This window comes from Achromobacter sp. ESBL13, from assembly GCF_036668755.1.
Taxonomy (GTDB): domain Bacteria; phylum Pseudomonadota; class Gammaproteobacteria; order Burkholderiales; family Burkholderiaceae_B; genus Achromobacter.
In genome coordinates this window covers 1,602,862-1,616,454 of the sequence record NZ_JAZEVT010000001.1, presented here as the reverse complement: position 1 = coordinate 1,616,454, position 13,593 = coordinate 1,602,862, and the positions used below count along the sequence as shown (strand labels likewise).

General features: G+C 65.0%; 13 protein-coding genes. 10 read left to right on the top strand and 3 right to left on the bottom strand.

Annotated features, from left to right (window positions below):
- Window positions 1–23 precede the first annotated feature (23 nt).
- Both V6F88_RS07155 and V6F88_RS07150 read left to right on the top strand, forming a co-directional pair.
- Window positions 24–1,265, top strand: coding sequence for a CaiB/BaiF CoA transferase family protein (locus V6F88_RS07155; protein WP_442880255.1), 1,242 nt, complete (start codon window positions 24–26; stop codon window positions 1,263–1,265).
- Window positions 1,262–2,035, top strand: coding sequence for an enoyl-CoA hydratase/isomerase family protein (locus V6F88_RS07150; protein ID WP_332608625.1), 774 nt, complete (start codon window positions 1,262–1,264; stop codon window positions 2,033–2,035). The genes V6F88_RS07155 and V6F88_RS07150 overlap by 4 nt, the downstream gene beginning before the upstream one ends.
- A gap of 109 nt (window positions 2,036–2,144) precedes the next feature.
- On the opposite strand, the gene V6F88_RS07145 is transcribed toward V6F88_RS07150, so the two are convergent.
- Window positions 2,145–2,948 (bottom strand): enoyl-CoA hydratase/isomerase family protein, encoded by an 804-nt coding sequence (locus tag V6F88_RS07145; RefSeq protein WP_332608624.1) that lies wholly within the window; start codon window positions 2,946–2,948, stop codon window positions 2,145–2,147.
- A gap of 281 nt (window positions 2,949–3,229) precedes the next feature.
- On the opposite strand from V6F88_RS07145, the gene V6F88_RS07140 reads away from it, so the two are divergent.
- From V6F88_RS07140 to V6F88_RS07105, 8 genes are all read left to right on the top strand, one after another.
- The gene (locus tag V6F88_RS07140) at window positions 3,230–4,054 is read left to right on the top strand and encodes an ABC transporter ATP-binding protein (protein ID WP_332608623.1); all 825 of its coding nucleotides are present in this window, start codon (window positions 3,230–3,232) and stop codon (window positions 4,052–4,054) included.
- Window positions 4,054–4,932, top strand: coding sequence for a branched-chain amino acid ABC transporter permease (locus tag V6F88_RS07135; protein WP_046805786.1), 879 nt, complete (start codon window positions 4,054–4,056; stop codon window positions 4,930–4,932). Before V6F88_RS07140 ends, V6F88_RS07135 begins: the two co-directional genes overlap by 1 nt.
- A gap of 3 nt (window positions 4,933–4,935) precedes the next feature.
- Window positions 4,936–5,973: a branched-chain amino acid ABC transporter permease gene (locus tag V6F88_RS07130; protein ID WP_332608622.1), complete on the top strand. Its 1,038-nt coding sequence runs from the start codon at window positions 4,936–4,938 to the stop codon at window positions 5,971–5,973.
- Window positions 5,974–6,020: 47 nt separating this feature from the next.
- A complete protein-coding gene (locus V6F88_RS07125) occupies window positions 6,021–7,202 on the top strand; it encodes an ABC transporter substrate-binding protein (protein WP_332608621.1) in 1,182 nt (393 codons plus the stop codon).
- A 64-nt stretch (window positions 7,203–7,266) separates the two neighbouring features.
- Window positions 7,267–8,061, top strand: a complete 795-nt coding sequence (locus tag V6F88_RS07120) for an ABC transporter ATP-binding protein (RefSeq protein WP_046805831.1) — start codon at window positions 7,267–7,269, stop codon at window positions 8,059–8,061.
- A gap of 11 nt (window positions 8,062–8,072) precedes the next feature.
- Window positions 8,073–9,914: an AMP-dependent synthetase/ligase gene (locus V6F88_RS07115; RefSeq protein WP_442880198.1), complete on the top strand. Its 1,842-nt coding sequence runs from the start codon at window positions 8,073–8,075 to the stop codon at window positions 9,912–9,914.
- Window positions 9,911–11,065 carry a thiolase family protein gene (locus V6F88_RS07110; RefSeq protein ID WP_332608619.1) on the top strand — a complete coding sequence of 385 codons (1,155 nt, stop codon included), beginning with the start codon at window positions 9,911–9,913 and terminating at the stop codon, window positions 11,063–11,065. Before V6F88_RS07115 ends, V6F88_RS07110 begins: the two co-directional genes overlap by 4 nt.
- A 6-nt stretch (window positions 11,066–11,071) precedes the next feature.
- Window positions 11,072–11,716, top strand: a complete 645-nt coding sequence (locus V6F88_RS07105; protein WP_332608618.1) for a TetR/AcrR family transcriptional regulator — start codon at window positions 11,072–11,074, stop codon at window positions 11,714–11,716.
- On the opposite strand, the gene V6F88_RS07100 is transcribed toward V6F88_RS07105, so the two are convergent.
- Window positions 11,713–12,033, bottom strand: a complete 321-nt coding sequence (locus V6F88_RS07100) for a preprotein translocase subunit TatB (RefSeq protein ID WP_332608617.1) — start codon at window positions 12,031–12,033, stop codon at window positions 11,713–11,715. The two genes, V6F88_RS07105 and V6F88_RS07100, sit on opposite strands and share 4 nt — an antisense overlap.
- Window positions 12,034–12,069: 36 nt before the next feature.
- Entirely contained in the window at window positions 12,070–13,593 is a 1,524-nt protein-coding gene (lysS, locus tag V6F88_RS07095; RefSeq protein WP_046805780.1) for a lysine--tRNA ligase, read from the bottom strand.

The window sequence follows — 13,593 nt, the reverse complement described above, 5'->3', positions numbered from 1 at the left end:
TGAATAAGCCATCTGCTACGCGCATGACGCCGCTGAAAGACATTACGGTGCTGGATTTAAGCAAGGTGCTGGCCGGCCCCCTGTGCGGCCAGTATCTGGGCGAGCTGGGCGCGCGCGTCATCAAGGTTGAACCCGTGGGCACCGGCGACGACACGCGTGCCTGGTTGCCGCAGGACGCCGGACAATCCGCCACGTTCCTGGCCGTGAATCACAACAAGCGCAGCCTGGCCGTTGACTTGAAATCCGACGCGGGCAGGGCAGTGGTGCATCGGCTGGCCCAGCAAGCGGATGTGGTGTTGCAGGGCTTCGGCGGCAAGACCGCCGCGCGCCTTGGCGTCGACTACGACACGCTGGCCCAACTGAATCCGACGCTGATCTATTGCGAAATCTCAGGGTATGGCCGTGAAGGCCCGATGGGTGACGAGCCCGGCTATGACGTGATGCTGCAAGCCTTTAGCGGCATGATCAGCACCATGGGCGAGCCGGGGGGCAACTTTGCCCGCGCCAGCTTTTCGCCGGTGGACCTGGGCACCGGATCATTCGCGTTAAGCGGCATTCTCGCGGCGCTGCTCCAGCGTGCGCAGACGGGGCAGGGCCAGTACCTGGACGTGTCGTTGCTGGACACCTCGTTGGGCTTGATGTCGTACATGGCGCAGAACTATTGGCGCACGGGCCAGGTTCCGCGTCGCATGGGCACCGGCCATCCGGCGATGTGCCCGTATCAGGCGTTTCGTGCGGCGGATGGCGACTTGATGCTGGGCGTGGGCAATGACGCGCAGTGGCAGCGCTTTTGCGCCGTTGCCGGCTTGCAGGACAAGGTGAACGATCCCGAATTTGCCAGCAACGCCGCGCGCGTGCGTAACTTCGAGGCGACTGTGGCATTGGTGCAGGCGCGGATTGCGACTCGCACGGTGGCCAACTGGATTGCCGCGCTAAAGCCCGCGGGCATCGCGTGTTCGGCTATCCACACGCTGGATCAGGCGCTGTCGCACCCGCAGGTGGCGGCGCGGGAACTCATCGTCAGCAGCCAGCATCCGGTCCTGGGCACCGTCCATAACGTGGGGCTGCCCGTGCGATTCGGCAGGCAGCCGCGCCATGCCGCCATGCCGGCGCCGCTGCTGGGACAGCACAGCCGCGAGATTCTGGCAGACTTGGGTTACACGCCCGACGACATCGACGCCTTGCTTGCCGCCGGCAGCGTGCAGGAAGCCGCTCGGCAAGCCCCCCAGGCGTCGCCCCACACTGCACCCGGAGAACCAACGTGACCTATCTACGCTACGAAGTGCGCGACCGGATCGCCGAGATTCACCTGTGCCACGCGCCGGTCAACGCGCTGGATGTGGACATGCTGGATGCGTTGATCGCCGCGCTGGAACGCGCCAATGCCGATGCCGATGTGCGCGCGGTACTTCTGGCCAGCGATCTTCCCGGCCGCTTCTGCGCGGGGCTGGACATGAAGAAACTGATGGCCAGTTCAGCCGGCGCAATCCATGCGCTGTTGACCCGGCTGTACGTCAAGCTGTACGACGCGCAATTCAATCTGACCAAGCCGTCGATTTCCGTGGTGTCGGGCGCCGTGCGCGGCGGCGGCATGACGGTGGCCATTTCCAGCGACATGATCGTGGCCGCCGACAACGCCACGTTCGGCTATCCCGAAATTGATGTCGGCGTGCTGCCCGCCATCCACTACGCGCATCTGCCTGCCATCGTGGGCAAGCATCGCGCATTCGATCTGCTCTTTACCGGCCGCACATTCAGTGCGCAGGAAGCGCACGCGCTGGGCCTGGTGGCGCGCGTTGAAGAAGAAGCGCAGTTGCTGGCGCAGGCGCGCCAGTTGGCGCATTCGTTGGCTAGCAAGCCGCCACAGGTGTTGGCCATGGGCCGCCGCGCGTTCGTGTTTGCCAACGACAACGACTACCGCCGCAAGCTGGCCACCGCCGTCGAGGTGTTCTGCAACGCCGCGGCCACGCCGGATGCCGCTGAGGGTCTGTCGGCCTTCGTCGAAAAGCGTGCTCCGGTGTGGAAGCAGGGGTAGGGAACAACAACGGCGCTTAGGCCTCATGTGCGGCGTGTAGACATGCGGGACCTCACGTAGCTGACATGCACGCCGCGCGCCGCGCACCACCCCGAACGTCAAGCCCGAACTATTGCCCCTTGAACTGGGGCGGGCGCTTTTCACGGAACGCGCGTACGCCCTCGGCAAAGTCCCCACGACCCGCCGAATCCAAAAAGCGCGCCGTCTCCTCGGCCAGCTGCGTCTCCAAGGTGGCGTGCTGCGCGCTACGCAACAGATCCTTCGCTCCCGCAATACCATGGGGCGCGTGCCGCGCCAGTTCCTGGGCATAGCGTGCACCGGCCTCGGCCAAATCCGAAGCGGGCACGCTGCGGTTAAGCATGCCCCATGCCAACGCATCGCTTGCCGTGAACGCATCGTGTCGCAACAGCAGGTCCAGCGCACGCCGCGCGCCCAGCACGCGAACCAGCCCATGCGTCATGCCAGCGTCGGGCGTTGCGCCCAGCTTCAGGTACGCGGTCATGAAACGCGTGTCGTTATCGGCGATCGCCAGGTCGCAGGCCAGCACCAGCGACAAGCCCGCGCCCGCCGCGACGCCATGCGCTTGTGCCAACCAGATCTTGTCCATGCGTGCGATGCGCGCGATGAAATCATTCAGCGGCGTGAACAGGTCTTGCAAGGTGGCGCGCACCTGCGCCGCTTCGCCCGTGAACATGCTGATGTCGCCGCCGGCGCAAAACGCCTTGCCCGCCGCGCGCAACCGGACAACGCGGATATCCTTCTGCGTTTCCAGCCACTGCGCCGCCCGTTGCAAGTCGCGCGCCATGGCGACGTCGATGGCGTTAAGCGTGTCGGGTCGGTTCAGCGTGACGGTGGCAAGCGTGCCGTCCGCCTCCAGCAGCAGGGAATCGAACGTGGGAAGTTCCTGGGTCATGGCGTGTCTCCGTTATCGGGTAAGTACCAGCTGTCGATCCAAAAACCGCGATGCTATGGTCTGAACCGAGCGCTTGCTTGGTTTTGTTTTAAGCAGGCCTAGCGTAACGCATAGCACTGCCGCATAGCACTGCCGCATTGAACGATTTTCCGGCGCTGGATTGGCGTAGGTAAAGACAGGTTCGTTGCATCGCCTGCCTGGCGGGTCGCCCGATTCATCGCCCAAAAAAATGTCCGCCACAAGGCGGCAAATAACTTCGCGATCAATCAGCGAGGAGACAAATGGTGGATCAGTCGGAACACGCTCCCTTGCTGGAGGTGGATGGCGTTACCTTGGCGTTTGGCGGCGTAAAAGCGCTGACGGGCGTGGGCTTCCGGGTGGCGCCCGGCACCATCACCACCGTCATCGGCCCCAACGGTGCGGGCAAGACGTCGCTGTTCAACACCATTTCCGGTTTCTATAAACCGGCTGCCGGCCAGATCCGATTTGAAGGCCGCGACATCAGCCGAGTGGCGGCACCCGAGCGCGCGCGCATGGGACTGGCGCGCAGCTTTCAGAACATCGCGTTGTTTCGCGGCATGACCGTGCTGGACAACATCAAGCTGGGCCGTCACGCGCACCTGCGCACCAACGTGCTGGATGCGCTGTTCTACCTGGGCCGCGCACGGCGCGAAGAGATGGCGCTGCGGGCCGACATCGAAGAACGCATCATCGACTTTCTTGAAATCGATCACATCCGCCATGCGCCCGTGGCGGCGTTGTCCTATGGGTTGCAAAAGCGCGTGGAACTGGCGCGCGCGCTGGCCATGCAACCCAAGGTGCTGATGCTGGACGAACCCGTGGCGGGCATGAACCGCGAAGAAACGGATGACATGGCGCGCTTCATCCTGGATGCTCGCACCGAGTGGGGCGTGACGGTGCTGATGGTTGAGCACGACATGGGCATGGTGATGGACCTGTCGGATCACGTCGTGGTGCTGAACTTCGGCCAGGTGATTGCCGACGGCACGCCCGCCGCGGTGCAGGCCAACCCCGAAGTCATCAAAGCCTATCTGGGCGCGGGGGATGTGGGCGACCTGCGCCGCCGCCTGCGGGAGGCCGCGTGATGGATGCGCTGTTCTTCCTTGAGGTAACGCTGGCGGGACTGGGCAGCGGCGGCTTGTACGCACTGGCCGCGCTGGCGTTCGTCATCGTCTACAAGGCCACGCGCGTGGTGAATATCGCCATCGGCGAATTCCTGATGCTGGGCGCCTATGTGTTCTACGCGTTTGCCACCGGCATGCAGTGGCCGATCTGGCTGGCGATTGTGGGCGCGGTTGTGGTGTCAGGCGCCTTGGGCGCGCTGGTGGAACGGCTGACGATACGGCCGATGCTGGGCGAAGCACCCATCTCGGTATTCATGGTGACAGTGGGCCTGGCCTCGATTCTGGTGGGCGTGGTGGAACTGATCTGGACAGCGGATCAACGGCGCTTGCCGGAATTCATGCCGCGTTCTCCCGTGATGATCGGCGAGGCCTTTGTTGCGCCCAAGGTGTTCTACGGATTCTGGGTGGCGGTGGTGCTGGCGCTGTTGGTGCTGGTGGTGTTTCGCTACTGGCGCGGCGGCGTGGCCCTGCGCGCCACGGCGTCCGACCAGGGCGCCGCGTATGCAATGGGCATCAACGTCCCGCGCGTGTTTTCGCTGGCCTGGGTAGCGGCCGGCGCACTGGCCGCGGTGTCGGGCGTGATCGTGGGCGCCATCGGAGGCATCTCTTCGTCGATGGGCGTGTTCGGCCTGTCGGTGCTGGTGGTCGTCATCGTGGGCGGCCTGGACAGCGTGGCGGGGGCGCTGGTGGGCGGCGTCTTCATCGGCTTGCTGGAAGCCTGGGCAGGCGCCTATCTGGGTGGCGAATTCAAGCTGCTGGCCACTTTCATCGTGCTGGTCGTGGTGCTGATGGTCAGGCCCTACGGCTTGTTCGGCACCCGTGAAATCGAGAGGCTCTGACCCATGCGCATCGCGACCGCGAAACAGACATATCTGGCCGACGAAGCCCTGTTCGATACGCGCACCCAGCATGTGTGGCTGGCGTTGCTGGCGGCTTCGCTGGTGTTGTTCCCGTTCGTGGCGGACGCGTACTGGCTGTACCTGGCCTGCCTGGTGGCCATCAATATCGCCAGCGCCACGGGCTTGAATATCCTGACCGGCTACACCGGGCTGGTCAGCCTGGGGCAAGCCGCCTTCATGGGGCTGGGCGCATACACGGTGGCCGTGATGGAATTGCGCCTGGGCACGCCGGTGCTGGTCAATCTGCTGGGCGGCGGCCTGGTCGCCATGCTGGGGGGGCTGCTGGTGGGCATCCCGTCGTTGCGGGTCAAGGGCTTGTACCTGGCCATCGCCACGATCGCCGCGTCGTTCATTGCGCATTTCATCTTTGCCAACTGGCAATTCACCGGCGGCACCACGGGCTTGCAGGTGCCGCCGGCGCGCTTGCTGGGCGTGGACCTGGATACGTCGTTCAAGATCTACTGGCTGATCGTGCCGGTGACGATATTGATGGTGCTGGGCGCCGCAAACCTGTTTCGCACCCGCATCGGCCGCGCCTTCATCGCCATCCGCGACCGCGATATCTCGGCCGAAGTGCTGGGCATCCACCTGCTGCGCTACAAGCTGCTGTCGTTCGGGCTGTCGTCTTTCTATGCGGGTGTGGCAGGCGGCTTGTGGGCGTACTTCTTTCGCGTGGTCACGCCCGAGAGCTTTCCGCTGATCATGTCGATCTTCTTCCTGGCCGCGATCATCGTGGGCGGCATGGGGTCTATCCTGGGCGCCATCCTGGGCGCGGTATTCATGACGATGGTGCCCGAATTGCTCAAGCTGATCGTCGGCTGGCTGCCCGTGGGCGGCGACGCGCTACGTTTGGTATCGCCGGTGCGCACCATTGTTTTTGGCCTGCTGATCGTGGGCTTCCTGATCTTCGAGCCGCATGGGCTCGCGGAAATCTGGCGCCGCGTGCGTCGCTTCTTCCACCTGTGGCCATTCCGGACCTGAACGCGGTTGGCCGTTTGCATGATCCAAAAGACCCAAGGAGACACACCATGAAGCGCATCCGGATAGGCAGCGGTTTATCGAGGTTGTTGGCCCCGCTGGGCCTGGCGGCGGCAATGGCGGCGGCACCCGCCGCGCACGCTGCCGACGACCTGGTGCTGGGCGGGTCAATTCCCTTGAGCGGCGTGTTCGCGTTCGCCGGCCAGGGCATCCACGCGGGCATCACGGACTACGTGAAGATCGTCAACGAACAGGGCGGCATCAAGGGGCGCAAGCTGCGCTACGTGCCGGAAGACACGGCGTACAAGGTCGATGCGTCGGTGGCGGCATTCAAGAAGATCACCAGCCAGAACAAGGTGAATTTCTACTACGGCGATTCCACCGGATTTTCAAAGACCATCAACGCTGAATTGAACCGCACGGGCGACATCCTGATGACGGGCGCGTCGTTCGCCACCGAGCTGAACGACCCCGCCAAGTATCCGGCTCAGTTCATGCTGGGGCCCGACTACACCGAAATGTTCGGCATCCTGCTGCGCTATATCGCCAAGGAAAAGCCGGGCGCGAAAGTGGCGTTTGTGTATTCCGACACCGAGTTCGGCCGCGACCCCATTGTCAGTTCGCGCGCGGTGGCTGAAAAGCTGGGCTTGAAGGTCGCGACTGAAATCATGACGCCGCCGGGCAGTGTGGACGTGTCCACCGAAGTCATCAAGCTGCGCCGCGCCGACCCTGACTTCACGATCTTCCACGGCTACGTGCTGGCGCCCATTCCCGAATTCGTGGGGCAGGGCAAGCGCATGGGCTTGAAGACGCGTTACATGGGCACGTTCTGGACGATGGACAACTCCACCGTGATGCAGATGGGCGAAGACGCCGAGGGCTTCATGGGCGTGATGCCGTATCGCTACTACTACGACACCGAGGGCGATGCGCCGATGCTCAAGAAGATCCGCGAGATGCGCCCGCAGTATCAAAGTACCGGCTACATGCAGGGCTTCCTGGCCGCGATGCTGTTTTCTGAAGTGGCCAAGCGCACGCTGGACGCCGGCAAGGACCTGACGAGCGCCAACATGAAAGCCGCGCTGGACGGCATCAAGGACTTCGACACGGGCGGGCTGATCGGCGTGCCCATCACCATCAAGGGCAATTCCATACCGGTGGGCCGCATCTATCGCGCCGATGTGAAGCAAAAGCAGATGGTGCCCGCGTCTGACTGGATCGTGCTCAAGTGAGGCGCCCGTGACTTTGGCCCCTGACGCGCACACGGCATCGGCCGGCACCGCCACGCCCGCGGCGGTGCTGGACATCAACAATATCGAAGTCGTCTACAACAAGGCGGTGCAGGTGCTGCGCGGCCTGTCCCTGTCGGTGCCGGCCGGCAACATCGTGGCGCTCTTGGGCAGCAATGGCGCGGGCAAGTCCACCACGCTCAAGGCCGTGTCCGGCTTGCTGGACCTGGAAGACGGGGCGCTGGTGCGCGGCCACATCGTGTTCAACGGCGGCGATACCCGGGGCGCCAAGCCGCAAAACCTGGTGCGATCGGGCCTTGCGCACGTGATGGAAGGGCGCCGCGTATTCGAAGACCTGACCGTGGAAGAAAACCTGGTGGCGGCCACTTACGCGCTGACGGGCCGGCCCGGCGCGCGGGTGGACTTCGACCTGGTCTACGGCTACTTTCCGCGCCTGTTCGAGCGGCGGCGCGGGCTGGCTGGCTACTTGTCTGGCGGTGAACAGCAGATGCTGGCCATCGGGCGCGCGTTGATCGCGCAGCCGCGCCTGATGCTATTGGACGAACCCTCGCTGGGCCTGTCGCCGATGCTGGTCGAGAACATTTTTTCCATCATCGCGCGCATCAACGCCGAGCAGGGCGTGTCGATGTTGCTGGTCGAGCAGAACGCATCGGTGGCGTTGGCGGTGGCTCACTACGGCTACATCATGGAAACCGGCAAGGTCGTGATCGACGGCTCGGCCGACAAGCTGGCGGCCGACCCCGACGTGCGCGAATTCTATCTAGGCGTGGGCGGCACGGGCGAGGCGCGTGGGTTTCGCGATATCAAGCACTACAAGCGCCGCAAGCGCTGGCTGTCATGAAGGACAAGGCCATGGTTGCGTTGATCGATCCCGCCGTCTGGCCCGAACTGACCCTGCCGCAGATGTTGCGCGAGCAGGCGCGGCGCAACCCCACGGCCATCGCCATCCGGCAAAAGGACTTTGGCATCTGGAAGCCGCTGTCGTGGTCGGACTACTGGCAGCGCGCCTGCCGGGTGGGCCTGGGGCTGCGCGCCCTGGGCTTGGGGGTGGGCGGGCGAGTTGCCATCGTGTCGGAAAACCGCGTGGAATGGCTGCTGACGCAGCTGGGCGCGGGCGCCGTGGGCGGCGTGGCGGTGGGCGTGTATTCGACCAGCCCGGCCGAGGAAATGGGCTATGTGCTTGAACACGCCGACGTCGAACTGGTGGTGTGCGAAGACCAGGAGCAAACCGACAAGGTGCTGCAAGTGGCCCACCGGCTGCCCTTGCTGCGCCGCATTGTGATGATGGAGACCAAAGGCCTGCGGTCATACCCGCCCGCCGACCGCGCGCGCATCGTGGCCTTTGCCGAGGTCGAAGCCGACGGCGCGCGTCGCGAGGCGGTGGAATTTCCCGCGCTGAACGCCGCGCTGGATGCACAGCGGCTGGATGACACGGGGTTGATGATCTATACGTCGGGCTCTACCGGCAAGCCCAAGGGCGCCATGCTCAGTTACCGCAACATGCGCGGCGTGGCGCCGGGCATCGCGGACCGGTTGTCGATGGATGCGGCCAGCGTGCATCTGTCGTATCTGCCGTTATGCCATGTGGCCGAACAAATGCTGTCTACCTTCGTGCCCCTGTACCTGGGGTCGCAGGTGAACTTTGGCGAATCCATTCGCACCGTGCAGGAAGACCTGCGCGAAGTGGCGCCGACGATCTTCCTGGGCGTGCCGCGCATCTGGGAAAAGTTGCACGCCTCGATCTCGATCAAGATGCAGGAAGCGGGGCGCCTGCAACAGTGGTTGTACCGGCGGGCGCTGGCGCGCTGTTCGCCGTTCCTGGAAAAGTCGCGCGCGCGGTACAGCGCAAGTGAACGGCTGACGCATGCGCTGTGGTACTGGCTGGTGCTGCGCGCCTTGCAGAACTTCATCGGCTTGCGCCGCGTGCGCGTGGCGATGACCGGCGCGGCGCCCATCCCGCCCGACGTGGTGCGCTATTTCCGCACCCTGGGGGTGCCGTTGCTGGAAGTCTATGGCCTGACGGAATCCGCCGGCATGATCTTCGGCCAGCACCCCGATCGCGTAAAAGGAGGCACGGTGGGTGAGCCGATCTTGGGCGTGGAATGGAAGATGGGCGAGGCCGGCGAATTGCTGGTGCGCGGCGACATGGTGTTCCAGGGGTATTACAAGAACCCGGACGCCACTGCCGATACGGTGCGCGACGGCTGGCTGCATACGGGCGACGTGGTGGCGGAACAGGACGGCCGAGTGCGCATCGTGGATCGCCTGAAAGACATCATGATCACGGCGGGCGGCAAGAATCTGACGCCGTCCGAAATCGAAAACGCCGTCAAGGGCAGCCCCTATGTGAAGGAATGCATCGTGATCGCGGATGGGCGCAAGTTCGTGACCGCGCTGATCCAGCTTGAATTCGACACGGTAGGCAAGTGGGCCGAGTCGCGCCGCATTGCGTTCACGCATTTCCGGTCGCTGGCGGAATCGCCCGAGGTGCGCCAGCTGGTGCAGCAGGAAGTGTCGCGCGCCAACGCCGGGCTGGCGCCCGTGTCGCAGATCAAGCGCTTTCACCTCTTGACCAAGGAACTGGATCATGACGACGGCGAGGTCACGGCAACGATGAAAGTGCGCCGGGCCAGCATCTATCGCACGTACGCGAATGAAATCGAAAGGCTCTACGTTGAGGAGACGATGGCATGAATGACGCCGTGATCGTGGAGGCGGTTCGCACGCCGTTTGGTCGGCGTGGCGGATGGTGGGTCGATACGCGGCCCGATACGTTGCTGGCGCAGACGGTGGACGGCCTGCTGGCGCGTGCCGGCTTGCCGGGCGACAAGGTCGAGGACCTGATCGCGGGCTGCGTCAGCCAGGCGGGCGAGCAGGGCGCGAACGTGGGGCGGCTGGCGGCGCTGCTGTCCGGCCTGCCGCAAACCGTGCCGGGCGTGACGTTGAACCGCATGTGCGGCTCCAGCCAGCAGGCGGTGCACATGGGCGCGCAGGCCATCGCGGCGGGCGACATGCGTTACGTCGTCGCCGGCGGTGTTGAAAGCATGAGCCGCGTTCCGATGTTCCTGGACGTCACCTTGGGGCAGGGCGATTTCAAGGGCTTTGAATCATTGAACCCGGCGCTGTTGGAACGCCATGCGCTGATCCACCAGATTGAAAGCGCCGAGCGCATTGCCGATCACTGGAAACTGTCGCAGGCGGACATGGATGATTGGGCGCGAGAAAGCCACGCACGTGCCTGGGCCGCCGCGCGGGCCGGCCTGCATGCGGAATTGTTGGCCGGCCCGCAAGAGGCGGCGCATCGGGACGAAGGCATCCGGGAAAAGACGGACGCGGCCCGCATGGCTGCCATGGCGCCCGCGATGCGGGCCGCTGGCCAGGGCGGCGTCACCGCCGCCAACGCCAGCCAGCTGGCCGATGGGGCCGCGGCAGTGTTGCTGGCGGATCGCGACACCGCGTTGTCCGACGGGCTGCGGCCGCGCGCCCGATTCTTGGCTCGCGTGGTGGTCGGATCCGACCCGGTCATGCAGCTGACCGGCGTGATCCCGGCGGCGCGTCAGGCCTTGGCGCGTGCCGGCTTGGCGCTGGAAGACATCGACTGGATCGAAATCAACGAAGCCTTCGCCAGCGTGGTGCTGGCGTGGCAGCGCGAGGCGGGTGCCAAACCGTCACGCGTGAACCCGTGGGGCGGCGCCATCGCGCATGGCCATCCCCTGGGCGCCACCGGCGCCGGGCTGATGGCCAAGATGCTGGCGGGGCTGGAAGCGACCGAGGGCGAAATCGGCATGCAGCTGATGTGCATCGGCCATGGCATGGCCACGGCCACCATCATCCAAAGGCTGTGATCGGCCATGAACAAGACCGCGGCCGCTGCGCCGCGCGAAGAGGGCGTCGATTCCGAACGCCGCCGTGAACTGGTGCTGACGGCCGGCAGGCTGTTCTGCAAGCACGGCTACGAACGGACGACGGTGCGCGAACTGGCGCGCGCCGTGGGCTTGCAATCGGGCAGCCTGTTCCATCACTTTCGCAGCAAGGAAGAAATTCTGGTGGCGGTGATGAACAACGGCATCCAGGAAGTGATCGACGGGGGCGAGCGCGCGCTGGCGCACTACGACGCGCCGGCGGACCGGCTTGCCGCCCTGTTTCGCGTGCACATGTGGAGCATGTTGCAGGGCGCGGGCGGCGATGCGATGAATGCGCTGGTGTACGAATGGCGCAGCTTGTCCGCGCCCAGCCAGTCGGCGGTCAAGGCCTTAAGCGATCGCTACGAGGCAATGTGGCAGTCGGTGGTGGCAGATGCCGTTCAATCAGGCCTGATCCAGGGCGACGCGCGCGTCATCAAGCGCTGCGTGCTGGGGGCGATGAACCTGACGGTGCAGTGGTACAAGCCTGGCGGCCGTCTGGCGCCGGCGGCTTTCATCGATGCGATGTTGTTGGCGTCGTTGCCGGCGTTGCCGGAAGGCGCAGGCGCGTGGCCGCTGAATGCCGCCGCCTAGCCGCGACGCTTCAGGAATGCCGCCACGGCGCACGCCACCCCCAAGGCCAGCAGGCAACCGGAGACGGGCAGCAGGAAGTCGGCTTCGCCGTGATAGCCGCCGCCAGTGACGCCGCCGGCCACGCCGCCCATCCACAACAGCGCCGTCAAGATCGCGGCCACCACGGAGATCGCGGTGGCGATGCATAGCGCAATGAACACCGGGCGGCGTGGCCGCACAGGCGCGTAAGTCGCGCCCGGCAGGACGCGGCGGGGTTGCTTGATCCAATAGACCAGCCCCGCCACGACCAGCAGCAGCATCAGGATCTTGAAGATCACGACGCCGTCCCGGTGGTTGCCTGCGCGGGCGCGACCTTAGTCTTCACGACGCAGGTGCGGGAACAGGATCACATCGCGGATGCTGGGGCTGTCAGTCAGCAGCATGACCAGGCGGTCGATGCCGATGCCGCAGCCGCCCGTCGGAGGCATGCCGTATTCCAGCGCGCGGATGTAGTCCGCGTCATAGAACATGGCTTCTTCGTCGCCCGCGTCCTTGGCTTCGACTTGCGAGCGGAAGCGCTCGGCCTGGTCTTCGGGGTCGTTCAATTCCGAGAAGCCGTTGGCGATTTCGCGGCCCGTCATGAACAGCTCGAAGCGCTCGGTGATGCCTTCGCGCGTGTCGGAAGCGCGCGCCAGCGGCGACACTTCGACCGGGTAGTCGATGATGTAGGTGGGGTTCCAGAGCTTGGCTTCGGCCGTCTCTTCGAACAGCGCCAGTTGCAGCGCGCCCAGGCCGGCGCGCGACAGCACGGGGCCGTCGGCGTCCGCGCCCAGCTTCTTCAGTTCAGCGCGCACGAAGACCGGGTCATCCAGCTGTGCCTGCGTGTAGCCCGGCGCGTACTTCAGGATGGCTTCGCAGATGGTCAGGCGGTCGAACGGCTTGGACAGGTCCAGCTCGCGTTCCTGATACGTCAGCACGGCGCTGCCCGTGGCCGAGATGGCGGCCTGGCGGATCAGTTCTTCCGTGAAGTCCATCAGCCAGCGGTATTCCGCATAGGCCGCGTAGAACTCCATCATCGTGAATTCAGGGTTGTGACGCGGGCTGACGCCTTCGTTGCGGAAGTTGCGGTTGACTTCGAACACGCGTTCGAAGCCGCCGACAATCAGGCGCTTCAGGTAGAGCTCGGGCGCGATGCGCAGGTACATTTCCATGTCCAGCGCATTGTGGTGCGTGACGAAGGGCTTGGCCGCCGCGCCGCCCGGAATCGGGTGCAGCATCGGCGTTTCCACTTCCAGGAAGCCGGCGTTCAGCATGAACTGGCGGATGCTGCCCACGGCCTTGCTGCGCGCTTCGAACGTGCGGCGCGTGGCGTCCGTCATGATCAGGTCAACATAGCGCTGGCGGTAGCGCAGTTCCTGGTCGGCCACGCCGTGGAACTTGTCGGGCAGCGGGCGCAGCGACTTGGACAGCAGGCGGGCGGTGGCGGCGTGCACCGACAATTCGCCCTTGTTGGTCTTGAAGACCGACCCTTCGATCGCGATGATGTCGCCGATGTCCCATTGCTTGAACGCGGCGTAGTTGTCTTCGCCCAGCGTGCCACGGTCTAGGTAGATCTGGATGCGGCCGGTGCTGTCTTGCAGCGTGGCGAAGCTGGCCTTGCCCATGACGCGCTTGAGCATCATGCGGCCGGCCACCTTGACGGTGACGCCGGCGGCGGCCAGGGCTTCCTGTTCCTCGCCGTCGTACTTGTCGTGCAGCGCGGCGGCGCGGGCGTCCGGAACGAAATCGTTCGGGTACGCAACCCCGGTTTCGCGCAGTTTGGCCAGCTTGGCGCGCCGTTCGGCGATCAAGCGGTTTTCATCCTGGGCGGGTGCCGGAGCGGTCGAGTGGTCGGTCAT